The sequence below is a fragment of the Streptomyces sp. NPDC051018 genome, assembly GCF_044456085.1.
Lineage (GTDB): Bacteria > Actinomycetota > Actinomycetes > Streptomycetales > Streptomycetaceae > Streptomyces.
This window is the reverse complement of the sequence record NZ_JBITFN010000008.1, coordinates 289374-303888: the sequence shown is the minus strand read 5'-3', so window position 1 is coordinate 303888 and position 14515 is coordinate 289374. Positions and strand designations below refer to the sequence as shown.

At 70.9% G+C, this 14515-nt stretch carries 12 protein-coding genes; 3 read left to right on the top strand and 9 right to left on the bottom strand.

What is annotated here, in order from left to right; all coding sequences use genetic code 11:
* Positions 1 to 111: 111 nt before the first annotated feature.
* The 7 genes from ACIBCM_RS16890 to pgsA form a co-directional block, all read right to left on the bottom strand.
* The gene (locus ACIBCM_RS16890) at positions 112 to 864 is read right to left on the bottom strand and encodes a YebC/PmpR family DNA-binding transcriptional regulator (RefSeq protein WP_399243784.1); all 753 of its coding nucleotides are present in this window, start codon (positions 862 to 864) and stop codon (positions 112 to 114) included.
* Positions 865 to 927: 63 nt separating this feature from the next.
* Entirely contained in the window at positions 928 to 1518 is a 591-nt protein-coding gene (gene pdxT / locus ACIBCM_RS16885) for a pyridoxal 5'-phosphate synthase glutaminase subunit PdxT (protein ID WP_399243782.1), read from the bottom strand.
* Positions 1518 to 2441, bottom strand: coding sequence for a pyridoxal 5'-phosphate synthase lyase subunit PdxS (gene pdxS, locus ACIBCM_RS16880; RefSeq protein WP_399243780.1), 924 nt, complete (start codon positions 2439 to 2441; stop codon positions 1518 to 1520). The genes pdxT and pdxS overlap by 1 nt, the downstream gene beginning before the upstream one ends.
* 118 nt (positions 2442 to 2559) lie before the next feature.
* Positions 2560 to 3105 carry a hypothetical protein gene (locus ACIBCM_RS16875; protein WP_399243778.1) on the bottom strand — a complete coding sequence of 182 codons (546 nt, stop codon included), beginning with the start codon at positions 3103 to 3105 and terminating at the stop codon, positions 2560 to 2562.
* Positions 3106 to 3546: 441 nt separating this feature from the next.
* Positions 3547 to 4722 (bottom strand): glycosyltransferase family 4 protein, encoded by a 1176-nt coding sequence (locus tag ACIBCM_RS16870; protein WP_399243776.1) that lies wholly within the window; start codon positions 4720 to 4722, stop codon positions 3547 to 3549.
* On the bottom strand, positions 4719 to 5675 hold the full coding sequence (locus ACIBCM_RS16865) for a phosphatidylinositol mannoside acyltransferase (protein ID WP_399243774.1): 957 nt from the start codon (positions 5673 to 5675) through the stop codon (positions 4719 to 4721). Before ACIBCM_RS16865 ends, ACIBCM_RS16870 begins: the two co-directional genes overlap by 4 nt.
* A gap of 62 nt (positions 5676 to 5737) precedes the next feature.
* Positions 5738 to 6406, bottom strand: coding sequence for a phosphatidylinositol phosphate synthase (gene pgsA / locus ACIBCM_RS16860; RefSeq protein ID WP_399243899.1), 669 nt, complete (start codon positions 6404 to 6406; stop codon positions 5738 to 5740).
* Positions 6407 to 6741: 335 nt separating this feature from the next.
* On the opposite strand from pgsA, the gene ACIBCM_RS16855 reads away from it, so the two are divergent.
* Together ACIBCM_RS16855 and ACIBCM_RS16850 are read left to right on the top strand one after the other, a co-directional pair.
* Positions 6742 to 8958 (top strand): elongation factor G-like protein EF-G2, encoded by a 2217-nt coding sequence (locus ACIBCM_RS16855; protein ID WP_399243771.1) that lies wholly within the window; start codon positions 6742 to 6744, stop codon positions 8956 to 8958.
* 239 nt (positions 8959 to 9197) lie between these two features.
* The gene (locus ACIBCM_RS16850) at positions 9198 to 10862 is read left to right on the top strand and encodes a hypothetical protein (RefSeq protein ID WP_399243768.1); all 1665 of its coding nucleotides are present in this window, start codon (positions 9198 to 9200) and stop codon (positions 10860 to 10862) included.
* 288 nt (positions 10863 to 11150) lie between these two features.
* Here ACIBCM_RS16850 and ACIBCM_RS16845 read toward each other — a convergent pair whose 3' ends face one another.
* Complete coding sequence (locus ACIBCM_RS16845; protein ID WP_399243766.1) at positions 11151 to 11708, bottom strand: HIT family protein; 558 nt, start codon at positions 11706 to 11708, stop codon at positions 11151 to 11153.
* 66 nt (positions 11709 to 11774) lie between these two features.
* On the opposite strand from ACIBCM_RS16845, the gene ACIBCM_RS16840 reads away from it, so the two are divergent.
* A complete protein-coding gene (locus ACIBCM_RS16840) occupies positions 11775 to 12455 on the top strand; it encodes a potassium channel family protein (protein WP_399243764.1) in 681 nt (226 codons plus the stop codon).
* 37 nt (positions 12456 to 12492) lie between these two features.
* Here the strand turns inward: ACIBCM_RS16840 and thrS are convergent, their stop codons facing one another.
* The gene (gene thrS, locus ACIBCM_RS16835) at positions 12493 to 14469 is read right to left on the bottom strand and encodes a threonine--tRNA ligase (RefSeq protein WP_399243763.1); all 1977 of its coding nucleotides are present in this window, start codon (positions 14467 to 14469) and stop codon (positions 12493 to 12495) included.
* Positions 14470 to 14515 lie beyond the last annotated feature (46 nt).

The following is a 14515-nucleotide window of genomic DNA, read 5'->3' as shown; positions in this document are numbered from 1 at the left end:
ACAACGGCGGGCCATTGCGGGGCCGACGGGCCCGGCCGGCGTGCGCGGCACACGATGAGAGGGGTGGCGGGCGGGGTGGGACCTCGGTCCCGCGGAGTGCCTGAGCCCGCGTCAGGCGCCGGCCTTCTCCATGATCTCGTCGGAGACGTCGAAATTGGCGAAGACGTTCTGCACGTCGTCGCTGTCCTCCAGCGCGTCGATCAGCTTGAAGATCTTGCGCGCGCCCTCCTCGTCCAGTTCGACCTGCATGGTCGGGACGAAGTTGGCCTCGGCGGAGTCGTAGTCGATGCCCTCGGACTGGAGCGCGGTGCGGACCGCGACCAGGTCGGTCGCCTCGCTGAGCACCTCGAAGGACTCACCGAGGTCGTTGACCTCCTCCGCGCCCGCGTCCAGGACGGCGCCGAGGACGTCGTCCTCGCTCAGCTCGCCCTTGGGGACGATGACGACGCCCTTGCGGTTGAAGAGGTACGAGACCGAACCGGGGTCGGCCATCGAGCCGCCGTTGCGGGTCATGGCCACCCGTACGTCGGAGGCGGCGCGGTTGCGGTTGTCGGTCAGGCACTCGATGAGCACGGCGACACCGTTCGGGCCGTAGCCCTCGTACATGATCGTCTCGTAGTCGGCGCCACCGGCCTCCAGACCGGCACCGCGCTTGACGGCGGAGTCGATGTTCTTGTTGGGAACCGACTGCTTCTTCGCCTTCTGGATGGCGTCGAAGAGGGTGGGGTTCCCGTCGACGTCGGCACCGCCCGTACGGGCCGCGACCTCGATGTTCTTGATCAGCTTCGCGAAGAGCTTTCCGCGCTTGGCATCGATCACGGCCTTCTTGTGCTTCGTCGTAGCCCACTTAGAGTGGCCGGACATCTGCCTGTCTCCTTCGCGTAACCCATTGCTGCTGTGTTCGGCAGCGATCCTACCGGGATCACATCACCCGGCCGAGCGCACCATGTCCGCGAAGAGGGCGTGAACGCGGTGGTCCCCGGTGAGTTCCGGATGGAACGAAGTCGCCAGCGCGTTGCCCTGCCGTACGGCGACGACATGGCCGTCGTACTCCGCCAGGACCTCGACCGCGGCACCCACGGACTCCACCCAGGGAGCCCGGATGAAGACCCCGTCGACCGGCCCGCCGTCCACGCCCGCCAGCGCGACGGCCGCCTCGAACGACTCGTTCTGCCGGCCGAAGGCGTTACGGCGGACGATCATGTCGATGCCGCCGATGGTCTCCTGGCCCGACCTCGGGTCGAGGATCTTGTCGGCGAGCAGGATCAGTCCGGCGCAGGTCCCGTAGACGGGCATGCCGGAGCGTACGCGCTCACGCAGGGGCTCCAGCATGCCGAAGAGCTTCGCCAGCTTGGACATCGTGGTGGACTCGCCGCCGGGGACGACCAGGGCGTCGACCGCGGCCAGCTCGTCGGGTCTTCTGACCGGCCTGGCCACGGCGTCCGCCGCGGCCAGAGCGGCCAGATGCTCCCGTACGTCCCCCTGGAGGGCGAGAACGCCGATCAGCGGAGCGCTCACTACCAGCCCCGGTTGGCGTAGCGCTCGGACTCCGGCAGGGTGTCGCAGTTGATGCCGACCATGGCCTCGCCGAGGTTGCGGGAGGCGTCCGCGATGATCTTCGGGTCGTCGTAGAAGGTGGTGGCCTTCACGATGGCGGCGGCACGCTTGGCCGGGTCGCCCGACTTGAAGATGCCCGAGCCGACGAAGACGCCCTCGGCGCCGAGCTGGCGCATCAGTGCCGCGTCGGCGGGGGTGGCCACCCCTCCGGCGGAGAAGAGGACCACGGGCAGCCTGCCCAGCCCGGCGACCTCCTTGACCAGCTCGTAGGGGGCGCGCAGCTCCTTGGCGGCGGCGTACAGCTCGTTGTTGTCGTAGCCGCGCAGCCTGGCGATCTCGTTCTTGATCTGGCGCAGGTGGCGCACGGCCTCCACGACGTTTCCGGTACCGGCCTCGCCCTTGGAGCGGATCATCGCCGCCCCCTCGGCGATACGGCGCAGGGCCTCACCGAGGTTGGTGGCACCGCACACGAACGGGGTGGTGAAGGCCCACTTGTCGGAGTGGTTGACCTCGTCGGCCGGGGTCAGCACCTCGGACTCGTCGATGTAGTCGACGCCGAGCGACTGGAGCACCTGGGCCTCGACGAAGTGCCCGATCCGGGACTTGGCCATGACGGGGATGGAGACCGCCTCGATGATCTCCTCGATCATGTTCGGGTCGGACATCCTGGCCACGCCGCCGTCCTTGCGGATGTCGGCGGGGACCCGCTCCAGGGCCATGACGGCGACGGCGCCCGCGTCCTCGGCGATCTTCGCCTGTTCGGCGTCGACCACGTCCATGATGACGCCGCCCTTGAGCTGCTCGGCCATGCCGCGCTTGACGCGGGCGGTGCCGGTGGCCGGGGTGTCGGCGGACTGCGGGGTGGTGGAGAGCGTGCTGGACACGGAGGGACCTCACTCGGGAACGACGATGTGATGCGACCTCGATGGAACAGCCCGCGATCAGTCCACTGCAAGGGCCAATGAGTAGCCGGTGGATCGTTTTGCCTGGTGAGGGGGTGGTTCAGGTCACGGGACGGTCGGCGAGGGCGGTCGGGGGCTCGTCGTCCATCTCGAAGGCGAGGGGAAACGGGGCGTGGCCGGCCAGCCGGAACCAGCGGACCTTGCGGTGCCGCCGGAGCGCTCGCGCTGCGCGTACGGCGTCGTTGTGGAAGCGTCGGGCCATGGGCACCCGGCGGACCGCCTGTGCCAGCTCCAGCGTGGCGTCCTCGCCGCCGGGCACCTCGCGGACGGCCTCGACCTGGGCGGTCTCCTCGAACACCGCGCGCAGGGCGGCGCTCAGCTCGCTCTCCGCGACCTCGCGCTGTTCCTCCTCCGCCTGGCGGGCGGCGTGGGCCGCCTCGTACAGAAGGATCGACGCGGCGGGGTCGAGCACGCCGGAGGTGGCCAGTTCCTGGGTGACCGATGCGCGTCGCAGCAACTGCGCGTCGAGCGCGGCGCGGGCGGCGTCGATACGGCTGTGCAGCCGGTCGAGGCGTCCGGCGGTCCAGCTGAGGTAGAGCCCGATGGCGAGCAGGCCGACGAGGATCCAGATGAGGGTTGCGGTCACGACGGCCAAGGTTACCGGTGGGCCGGTGCGCTTCCGGGCCCGCCGGAACCAGCAGTCCCTGCGGCGATGTAGGACCAGGCCACGGACCGCCCGCACGCACGCACGGAACGGGACATGGCGACCGCCCCCGGAGCAACCCGTGCCCGAGGCCCCCTCGAAACCACCAAGCCCTCGTCCGGGCTCCGCCCCGAACCCCGCGCCTCAAATGCCGGCGAGGCTGAAATGACCCACCCGCACACCAAGGCAGCAGCACCATCAGGCCCAGACGCCGATCTGGCCACAACCACCAGCCCGTCCGGCGATCGGGGACCCCGGACGCCGCGGACGGCCCGTACGGAAACAGGTCGCGGCCGACCGGGCCCGGGAGGCCACCCGCACCGCACCCGGCAACCGGCGCCGGAGAAGCCACCCGCACCGCCCCGGGAAACCCGGCCCGGAGGGTCAGTGGTGGCGGGCCAGGCCGAAGCGGGTGCGGAGGTTGGGGCGTTCGTCGGCGGCGACGGAGGACGTGCCGTCGGTCACCGTCTCGTAGACCGAGAGGATGTCCGCGCCCACCGTGGCCCAGTCGAAGCGCCGCACATGGGCGCTCCCCCGCTCCCGCAGCTCGTCGCGCCGGGCGGGGTCGCCGAGCAGGCGGATCGCGGAGGCGGCGAGGGCGTCGGCGTTCTCGTTGGTGAAGAGTTCGCCGGCCTCCCCCTGGCCGAGGACCTGGGCGAACGCGTCGAGATCGCTCGCGAGCACCGGGGCCCCCGCGGACATCGCCTCGACGAGGATGATGCCGAAGCTCTCGCCGCCCGTGTTGGGCGCGATGTACAGGTCGACGCTGCGCAGCAGCCGCGCCTTGTCCTCGTCGCTGACCATGCCGAGGAACTCGACGCCGGAGCGCATGTCGAGGGGCAGCGTGGCGACGGCCTCCTCCTCGTCGCCGCGCCCGGCGACCAGCAGCCGGGTACCGGGACGCTCCGCGAGGATCGCGGGGAGGGCCTTCATCAGGACCGGCAGCCCCTTGCGCGGCTCGTCGATACGTCCGATGAAGCCGATGGTGGCGCCGTCCGGACCGCCCTGCCACTGCGGCCTGGGCTCGGCCTTCTCGAAGAAGCCGACGTCGACGCCGTTGGGGATGACCACCGCGTCGCCGCCGAGATGCTCCACCAGCGTCCGGCGGGCGTACTCGCTCACCGCGATACGGGCGCTGATCTTCTCCAGGGCCGGCTGGAGGATCGGATACGCGGCGATCATCGCGCGGGAGCGCGGGTTCGAGGTGTGGAAGGTCGCCACGATCGGCCCCTGCGCGGCCCAGCAGCTCAGCAGGCCCAGCGAGGGCGAGGTGGGCTCGTGGATGTGGATCACGTCGAAGGTGCCGTCGTGGAGCCAGCGCCGTACGCGTGCCGCCGAGAGGAGGCCGAAGTTCAGCCGGGCGACGGAGCCGTTGTACGGCACGGGCACGGCACGGCCCGCGGAGACGACGTACGGCGGCAGCGGGGTCTCGTCGTCCGCGGGGGCCAGCACGGAGACCTCGTGGCCGAGGCGGATCAGATGCTCGGCGAGGTCCCGGATGTGGAACTGGACGCCCCCGGGCACGTCCCAGGAGTACGGGCAGACGATACCGATCTTCATGTCCGCCCCTCCCCCGCCCGGGTCCCCCCGCCGGCCGCGCGGGATTCCCCGCCGGCCGTTCGCGGTTCCAGGTCGCTCAGCCACAGCCGCTGCAGCATGTGCCAGTCCTCCGGGTGCTCGGCGATTCCCGTGGCGTAGGCGTCCGCCAGGGCCTGTGTCATGGAGGACGTCTTCTCGGCCCGGGTGCCTGATCGGGGCACCTCGACCGGTGGGTGGACCCTGCCGTGCATGACGGGCGCCTCGTCGTACCAGAGTGTGACGGGCAGCAGCAGCGCGCCCGTCTGCTGGGCCAGCATCGCGGGCCCCGCGGGCATCCGCGCCGTCTCGCCGAAGTACGTCACCTCGACGCCCGAGGCCGACAGATCCCGGTCGGCGACCAGGCACACCAGGCCGCCCGCCCGCAGCCGCCGGGCGAGGGTGCCGAACGCGGAGCCGCCCGAGTGCGGGAGGACCTCCATCCCGAGGCTCTCGCGGTAGGCGACGAACCGGTCGTACAGCGACTCGGGCCGCAGCCGCTCGGCGACCGTCGTGAACGGGGTGTTCAGCGTCCGGGTCACCCACACGCCCGCGAGGTCCCAGTTCGCCAGGTGCGGCAGCGCGAGTATCACGCCGCGGCCGGCGGCGAGGCCGTCGGTCAGATGGCGGACGTCGTGGATGACCACGTTCTCGCGGACCCGCTCGGCGGTCCAGGACGGCAGCCGGAAGGACTCCATCCAGTACCGCATGTAGGAGCGCATTCCGGCCTTCGACAGCTCGGCGAGCCGCTCGGGCGGGGCATCGGGAACCACCCGCGCCAGATTGGACTCCAGCCGCAGCACCCCCTTGCCGCGCCGCTTCCACGCGATGTCGGCGATGGTGCGGCCCAGCCGGGCGGCCACCGGTTCCGGCAGTTTCCTCACCGCGCCCCAGCCCAGCCCGTACAGCCCGTCGGTCAGCCGGTCCCGGGGGCTCATGCCCGCCTGTGACGCCTCCCGGGGGCTCCTGCCCGCCGGTGACGCCTTCCCGCCCGGGCCCGTCACGTCGCCTCGGCCCCGCTCTTGTGCCCCTTGGTCGCGGCGTCCGCCTCGGCGGCCTCCCGGCGTACGGTCACCACCCGCTGCCCCAGCGTGACCGCGCTGCCGACCGCGACGATCCACAGCGCGATCGGCAGCAGAACGTCGATGCCGGGCACCCCGAAGGCGTGCAGACCGGACAGACCGGCCGCGACCAGGGAGATCACCAGCCGCTCGGCGCGCTCGACGAGTCCGTTCACGGCGACGGGGAGGCCGATCGCCTCACCCCGCGCCTTGGTGTACGAGACGACCTGGCCGCTCGCCAGGCAGAAGATCGCGACGGCGCACAGCACGTTGTCGTCGCCGCCGCCCGCGTACCAGAGCGCGAAGCCGCCGAAGATCGCTCCGTCGGCGACCCGGTCGAGCGTGGAGTCCAGGAAGGCGCCCCAGCGGCTCGACACGCCCGCCTGGCGGGCCATGTTGCCGTCGATGAGATCGGAGAAGACGAACAGGGTGATGACGATCGTGCCCCAGAAGAACTCTCCCCGGGGGAAGAAGACCAGCGCTCCCGCCATCACTCCCGCCGTCCCGATGAGAGTGACCGCGTCGGGGCTCACTCCGCGGCGAAGCAGAAACGCGGCGAACGGTGTGAGGACACGCGTGAAGAATGCACGCGCGTACTTGTTCAGCATGGCCTTCCCGAGGTTCGGCGAGCCGTGCGGCCCGTCGGCCACCGGCTGGCCCATCGTAGCCACGACCGGCGCGCTCCACCGCCGGGCACCCGTGCCGTGGCCTCGCGCGGGGCCGTCTCCGGGCACCCGTGCGACGCCCCGCGCGCGATGTATGGACGCGCCCCGGCGGGAGTGGAAAGCTCGGAAGACGACTGCGGGCACCGACGGAGCTGCCCCGGGACGCCCTCCCGCGGCTCTGCGCCGGCTCCGTCCGGAGGCCGTACCCATGGTCTTCCGCGCCCGTGGCCCCATCTCCTCACCGTGCTGTCGATGTCATCGATCGGGAGGCAGGAATCATGGGCGACAAGGCGAATACGCACACCGGAGCCGCCGGCAGGGCTACAACGGCCGACCGGCCCTCATCGGTACGGAATGTGGTGCTGGTCGGCCACAGCGGATCGGGAAAGACCACCTTGACCGAGGCCCTCGCCCTGACCGCGGGAGCGGTGAACCGGGCCGGCCGCGTCGAGGACGGCGGCACGATCTCGGACTACGACGAGATCGAGCACCGCCAGCAACGCTCCGTACAGCTGTCACTGGTCCCGCTGGAATGGGACGGGTACAAGATCAACCTCCTCGACACCCCCGGGTACGCCGACTTCGTCGGGGAGCTGAGGGCCGGTCTGCGCGCGGCGGACGCGGCCCTCTTCGTCGTCTCGGCGGCCCAGGAACCCGCCGCCGTCGCGGGCTCCACCCGCGCGGTCTGGGAGGAGTGCGCCGCGGTCGGCATGCCCCGGGCGATCGTGGTCACCCATCTGGAGACCGCGCGGACCGGCTACGAGGAGCTGACCGAGGTCTGCGGATCCCTCTTCGGCGGCGACGACCCCGACGCCGTGCTCCCGCTGTACCTCCCGCAGTACGGCGCCCCCGGGCCCGACGGCCACGCCCCCGTGACCGGGCTGGCCGGACTGCTGTCGCAGAAGATCTACGACTACTCCTCGGGCGAGCGCAAGGAGGCCCCGCCCGACCCCGCGCAGGCATCCCTCATCGAGGAGGCCCGCAACCGGCTCATCGAGGGGATCATCGCCGAGAGCGAGGACGAGACCCTCATGGACCGCTATCTCGCCGGTGACGACATCGACGTCGGGACGCTCGTCGGCGATCTGGAGAAGGCCGTCGCCCGGGGCACCTTCCACCCCGTCCTCGCCGCCGCCCCCGCAGCGCCCGGGGCCCGCCAGGGCCTCGGCACGGTGGAGCTGCTGGAGCTGATCACCGGCGGCTTCCCCACACCGCTGGAGCCCGAGTGCCCGGTGGTCACCACCCCCCAGGGCGCCCCCCGCCCGCGGATCAGCTGCGATCCCGACGGGCCCCTGGTGGCGGAGGTCGTGAAGACCGCGTCCGACCCGTATGTGGGCCGTATCTCGCTCGTACGCGTCTTCTCCGGCACGCTGCGGCCCGACGAGACCGTACATGTGTCCGGCCACGGTCTGGCCGACCCCGGACACGAAGACCAGGACCTCCACGAGGCCGATGAACGCGTCGGCGCGCTCTCCGTCCCCTTCGGCAAGCAGCAGCGTCCGCTCGGCCGGGTCTTCGCCGGGGATCTGGCGTGTGTCGCCAAGCTGGCCCGCGCCGAGACCGGGGACACGCTGTCGTCGAGGGAAGACCCGCTGCTGATGGAGCCGTGGCCGATGCCCGACCCGCTGCTGCCGCTGGCGATCGAGGCCCACAGCAAGGCCGACGAGGACAGGCTCTCCCAGGGGCTCTCCCGGCTGGTCGCCGAGGACCCGACCATGCGGCTGGAGCAGAACCAGGCCACCCACCAGGTCGTCCTGTGGTGCCTGGGCGAGGCGCACGCGGACGTCGCCCTGGAGCGGCTGCGCAACCGGTACGGCGTCCAGGTCGACGTCGTACCGCACAAGGTGGCGCTGCGCGAGACCTTCGGTGACAGTTCGGCGGGTCGGGGGCGGCATGTGAAGCAGTCCGGCGGCCACGGCCAGTACGCGATCTGCGAGATCGAGGTCGAGCCGCTGCCCCCGGGCTCCGGCATCGAGTTCGTCGACAAGGTGGTCGGCGGGGCCGTGCCCCGGCAGTTCATCCCCTCCGTGGAGAAGGGCGTGCGCGCGCAGGCGGCACGCGGAGTCGTCGCCGGATACCCCCTGGTCGATGTGCGCGTCACGCTCAAGGACGGCAAGGCGCACTCGGTGGACTCCTCGGACGCGGCCTTCCAGACCGCGGGCGCGCTCGCCCTGCGGGAGGCGGCCGGGGACACCCGTATCCATCTGCTGGAGCCCGTGGCCGAAGTTCAGGTGCTGGTTTCGGACGAATATGTCGGCCCGGTGATGAGCGATCTGTCCGGACGGCGGGGGCGGGTCGTCGGCACCGAGCAGGCCGCCGGGTCGCGCACACTGGTGCGCGCCGAGGTCCCGGAGATCGAGATCGGGCGGTACGCGGTCGATCTGCGCTCCATCTCCCACGGGACGGGCCGGTTCAGCCGCTCGTACGCCCGTCATGAGCCCATGCCGCCCCAGGTCGCCGACCGTGTCAGGGACCGGAACGGGATCGGCCGCTAGGGTCCGGCAGCCGTCCGGCACCCCCGCCGGACATGACGGCCCGCCACCGCCACGCGCCCCCGCGCGCCCCGCCCTCCCAGGAGGGCGGGGGCGCGCCACCGTCCCCCGCCGGGGGGGGCGCGTTCCCGTTCTCCCGTGACGAAGCGAGCACGGCCCGGATACGCTGAGGCGCCCAGCTCAGCAGGTGTGCGGGGCGCGGCAGTTGGGAACAGGCCGCACAGCGGATGCGACGCGCGGCGATGGGGGCGGCAGTGGCGGACGGAATTGACTTCACTCCCGGGGCACAGATCCCGCTCCAGGGCTCGGCGGGACAGACCGCGGCGACGCATGCGCTCGCCTCGGCCGCGTACCGCGACAGCCCGGTCGCGGAGATCCTCAAAGCCAACAACGAATGGCACAAGTCCGAGGTGAAGAAGGGCAAGTTCTCGCTCTTCGAGCCCAATCTCGGTGAGGCGTTCTCCCGTGCCGTGCAGGTACGGATGCTCGGCGGCGCCCGGGCCGCGCTGATCCAGTCCTTCGGCACCGAGCCGCAGACGGTCGTCGAGCACTGTCTGGCCGCCTCCCGGATCCGCAAGGAGCGGGACGCGAAACTCACCGCCGTCACGGCGCTGTTCGGGCTGCTCTTCCTGCCCGGGATGCTGCTGTGGATGGGGGTCTTCCAGCTCCGGCGCACCATCGCGGGAGCGCAGAACAAGCGGGCCGGGGCGCTCGGCACCGCGCTGCTGGCCGCCATCGGACTGCTCGCGGTGATCTTCCTGGTCCGGCTGCCGTTCAGCGGCTTCTGGGCGTACTACATCCGCGGGATGATCGTGGCGCCGGTCGTCGGCTGGCTGCTCGCGAAGCGGATCTGCGAAACCACCGCCAAGGACATGCGCGCCCGCTGGGACAGTCTGCTCTCGGGCGGCGGCATCGGCGCCAAGGTGCCCGAGGCGGTGCCGGGACACCCCAATGAGACGGCCCGTGAGGAGCTGCGCCAGGGTCTGGAGAAGCTCACCGCCGAGCAGCACTCCAACTCGATCTTCTACGCCGGGCCCAAGGGGATACTCGGCATGGGCACCCGCTGGGGCAGCTGGCAGATGGCGGAGGAGCTGGTTCCCAGGGAGGCGGGCAAGGAGATCAACCAGTTCCGCAGCTGGGATGTCATACGCGCGATCCACGACAAGCTGAAGCTGCTGGAGCGCGGTCCGCTCAACTCGGGCGGTTTTCCCAAGCCTTCGGTCAAGCACTGGATCGTCTCGCCCGTCGGTGAGGGTGCCGGGGCGGTCACGCGCCCCGACGGCCAGGACGTCGAGGCGTTCCAGATCAAGGGCCATGAGATACAGCGCATCTGCAATCACCAGCAGTTCGGCGGCGGCAACCGCCATTATCTGGGCGTTCAGTTCACCCTCTGGGACGGTCAGCTGGTCATCACGATGATGATCACGGTGACCGTGCTCCACGAGACCCTGCGGATCGAGGTCACCGGACATGCCCTGGGCCCGGTCCACGGCCTTTTCACCACCAAGTCCGCCCCGAAGACCAAGACGGTGAGCAAGACCGTCCGCTTCTGGGAGACCAGGGATGTGTCACTGCCCCTGGTGGACGCGCCCGAGGTCGTACGTCTGGCGGTGCGCGCGCCCTTCACCTGGTACCCGCCGCTGCTGGACTTCCTCGGCGGCAAGCTGGTGCTGCCGGAGCCCTTCGGGCTGCGGCACGCCTGGGCGGAGCAGCCGTGGCGGCACCGGTTCATGGCGGACGACGCGATGCGGGCGGCCACGCCCGTACTGCGGGTGGCGCACGCGGCGGCGATGCGGGTGCTGGAGGAGAACGGCGTCGACACCGAGCGCTTCGGCAACCGGTCCATGGTCGTCAGCGGCATGGTCCAGGACCCGGCACCGCGGAAGGCGGATGTGTACGACGCCTGAGTGACCGCGCGCCGGGACGGCCGGCGCGGGAGGGCCCGTTCCCTGCACCCCGAGCGGTGCGTACGGGGCGGGCCCCGGCGTGTGGGTCCCGGAAGAGGGGTTCGGCGCTCCCGCGGGGCCCGGCCGCGGTGTCCCGCCCGGCGCCTGAAGTGCGCGGCCGTCCGCTCGGCGCCCGCCGCCCGTTCCCTGCCCGCGGTCCGTACCGCGGGGACCGTCCGTGCGGGGGGTGCTCCTCGTGGTGCGGGACGGCCGCACGATGGCCGGCGGGGGCGCGGAGCCCGCTGCCGGTCAGCGCGGCCAGACGTCCGCGAGCATCGCGCGCGTGTCCGCGAGCAGCTGCGGCAGCACCTTCGTATGCCCGACGACCGGCATGAAGTTGGTGTCTCCGCCCCACCGCGGCACGATGTGCTGATGCAGATGGGCGGCGATCCCCGCCCCAGCGGCCACGCCCTGGTTCATCCCGATATTGAACCCGTGGGCCCCGGACGCCTCGCGCAGAGCGGTCATCGCACGCTTGGTGAACTCGGCCAGCTCCGCCGTCTCGGCGTCGTCCAGGCCGGTGTAGTCGGCGACATGACGGAACGGCACCACCATCAGATGCCCGCCGTTGTACGGATAGAGGTTCAGCACCGCGTACACGGCCGAGCCGCGCGCGATGACCAGTCCGTCCTCGTCCGACTTCGACGGAATCGAGCAGAAGGGACAGCTGTCCCCCGCCTCGGGACCGCTCGGCTTGTTCTCCCCCTGGATGTACGCCATCCGGTGAGGCGTCCACAAGCGCTGGAACGCGTCCGGCGACCCCACCCCGATCTGCTGTTCCGGCTCACTGGTCATGCTGTGCAGCATATGGCGTCGGCCCCGCGCAGCGTGTCGCCGGGGGCCGCTCCGAGCCGCCCCCGCGATGCTGTACCGATGAACGACGACAGCAGGCTCCGGCAGTGGCGGGAGCGTACGGAGGTCCCGCTGTTCCTGGCCTCCGCGGTCTTCCTCGGCTGCTACGCCGTCCGCATCCTCGACGAGGACCTTCCGCAGGGCTGGCGCGATGTCCTGCTGATCGTCACCTATGTGACCTGGGCCCTGTTCATCGTCGACTACGCGGTGCGCTGGCGGCTCAGCGGTCAGCGGCTCGCCTTCGTCCGGACGCACCCCATGGACGCGATCGTCGTCGTCCTGCCGCTTCTTCGCCCGCTGCGCATCGTCCAGCTGTACGAGTCCGTACAGCACCGCCGCGCCCAGCCCCGGCTCTCCCTCTACGCCCGGGTCATCGCCTACGCGGGCCTGTCGGCGGTGCTGCTCGGCTTCGCGGGCGCCCTCACAGTCTACGCCGCGGAGCACCACGCCCCCGGTGCGACGATCACGACCTTCGGGGACTCGGTCTGGTGGACCTGCTCGACGCTGACGACGGTCGGATACGGGGATGTGACCCCGGTGACGCCCGAGGGCCGGACCGTGGCCGTGTTCATGATGGCCGGAGGGCTGGCGCTGCTGGGCGCGGTGACGGGCTCGTTCTCGTCGTGGGTGATCCAGACGTTCACCCTGGACCAGGACAGACAGCCCCCGGGGGGTCCCCCGGGGGCTGCCGACGGCGGCTAGTGCTGTGACAGCACTGGATCGTGGTCCGGCTCCGGGCTCACACCTGGACGCGGTCCGTCACGACCTGCTCCAGCTTGGCGAGCGCCTGCTCGCGCGGAATGCCGTTCTCCTGCGAGCCGTCCCGGTAGCGGAAGGAGACCGTACCCGCGTTCATGTCCTCGTCACCGACGATGATCATGAACGGGACCTTCAGCTTCTGATGGGTCCTGATCTTCTTCTGCATCCGGTCCGACGAGCCGTCGACCTCGACCCGCAGGCCCTTCTTCCGCGCGTCGTCGGCGAAGGCCCTGAGGTAGTCGACATGCGCGTCGCCGACCGGGATGCCGACCGCCTGCACAGGAGCCAGCCAGGGCGGCATCGCGCCCGCGTAGTGCTCCAGCAGCACCGCGAAGAAGCGCTCGATGGAGCCGAACAGGGCCCGGTGGATCATCACCGGCCGCCGGCGCGAGCCGTCCGGGGCCGTGTACTCCAGGTTGAAGCGCTCGGGCAGGTTGAAGTCGAGCTGCACGGTGGACATCTGCCAGGTCCGGCCGATGGCGTCCCGCGCCTGCACGGAGATCTTCGGCCCGTAGAAGGCCGCGCCGCCCGGGTCGGGGGTGAGCGGGAGGCCCTGCTTCTCGGCCACCTGCTGGAGGACCTGGGTGGCCTCCTCCCACGACTGGTCGTCGCCGACGTACTTCTCCGGGTCCTTGGTCGACAGCTCCAGATAGAAGTCGGTCAGACCGTAGTCCCGCAGCAGATTCAGTACGAAGGTGAGCGTGCGGTCCAGCTCGTCCGCCATCTGCTCACGGGTGCAGTAGATGTGCGCGTCGTCCTGGGTGAAGCCGCGGGCCCGGGTCAGTCCGTGGACGACGCCCGACTTCTCGTACCGGTACACGGTCCCGAACTCGAACAGCCGCAGCGGCAGCTCCCGGTAGGAGCGCCCGCGCGCGTCGAAGATCAGGTTGTGCATGGGGCAGTTCATGGGCTTGAGGTAGTAGTCCGTACCACCGTCGAGCTGCATGGGCGGGTACATACCCTCGGCGTACCAGTCCAGGTGGCCGCTCTTCTCGAAGAGGGCGCCCTTGGTGGCGTGCGGGGTGTAGACGAACTCGTACCCCTCCTCCTCGTGCCGCTTGCGCGAGTAGTCCTCCATGACCCGGCGCACGATGCCGCCGCGGGGATGGAAGACGGCGAGGCCGGAGCCGATCTCGTCCGGGACGGAGAAGAGGTCCAGTTCGGTGCCGAGACGGCGGTGATCGCGCTTCTCGGCCTCGGCGAGGAAGTCGAGGTGTGCCTTCAGCTCGTCCTTGGACGGCCAGGCGGTGCCGTAGATGCGCTGGAGCATCGGGTTCTTCTCGCTGCCCCGCCAGTACGCCGCCGCGTTCCGCATCAGCTTGAACGCCGGGATGTTCCGGGTGGTGGGCAGGTGCGGGCCCCGGCACAGGTCCTTCCAGCACAGCTCGCCGGTCTTCGCGTCCAGGTTGTCGTAGATGGTCAGCTCGCCCGCGCCGACCTCGACATCCGCGCCGTCGTCGCTGGAGGCGGAGCCCTTGAGGCCGATCAGCTCCAGCTTGTACGGCTCGTCCGCCAGCTCCGCGCGGGCCGACTCGTCGGTCACCACCCGGCGGGAGAAACGCTGGCCGCGCTTCTGGATCTCCTGCATCCGCTTCTCGATGGCCTTGAGGTCCTCGGGCGTGAACGGCTTCTCGACGTCGAAGTCGTAGTAGAAGCCGTCCTTGACCGGCGGGCCGATGCCGAGCTTGGCCTCGGGGAAGAGGTCCTGCACCGCCTGCGCCATGACGTGCGCGGCCGAGTGCCGCAGGATGTTCAGTCCGTCCGGGGAGGAGATCTCGACGGGTTCGACCTCCTCGCCGTCCGCGATCTCGTACGCGAGGTCCTTCAGCTCACCGGCGACGCGCGCCGCGACGACGGTGCGCTCGCCCGCGAAGAGGTCCGCGGCCGTCGTGCCCGTCGTCACCACGCGCTCTTCCCGCTCGGAATCGCGTTGGATGATCACACGGACGTCTGACACCGGTCTCTCCTGACGGATGGGGGTGCGCCAGCGGACACTGCGCGCG

Bases quoted from the DNA above. Each gene is read 5' to 3' on its own strand.
- ACIBCM_RS16840 (WP_399243764.1), top strand. From the start codon at position 11,775: ATGAACGACGACAGCAGGCTCCGGCAGTGGCGGGAGCGTACGGAGGTC.
- ACIBCM_RS16870 (WP_399243776.1), bottom strand. From the start codon at position 4,722: ATGAAGATCGGTATCGTCTGCCCGTACTCCTGGGACGTGCCCGGGGGC.
- ACIBCM_RS16845 (WP_399243766.1), bottom strand. From the start codon at position 11,708: ATGCTGCACAGCATGACCAGTGAGCCGGAACAGCAGATCGGGGTGGGG.
- ACIBCM_RS16865 (WP_399243774.1), bottom strand. From the start codon at position 5,675: ATGAGCCCCCGGGACCGGCTGACCGACGGGCTGTACGGGCTGGGCTGG.
- ACIBCM_RS16890 (WP_399243784.1), bottom strand. From the start codon at position 864: ATGTCCGGCCACTCTAAGTGGGCTACGACGAAGCACAAGAAGGCCGTG.
- pgsA (WP_399243899.1), bottom strand. From the start codon at position 6,406: ATGCTGAACAAGTACGCGCGTGCATTCTTCACGCGTGTCCTCACACCG.
- ACIBCM_RS16850 (WP_399243768.1), top strand. From the start codon at position 9,198: ATGGGGGCGGCAGTGGCGGACGGAATTGACTTCACTCCCGGGGCACAG.
- ACIBCM_RS16855 (WP_399243771.1), top strand. From the start codon at position 6,742: ATGGGCGACAAGGCGAATACGCACACCGGAGCCGCCGGCAGGGCTACA.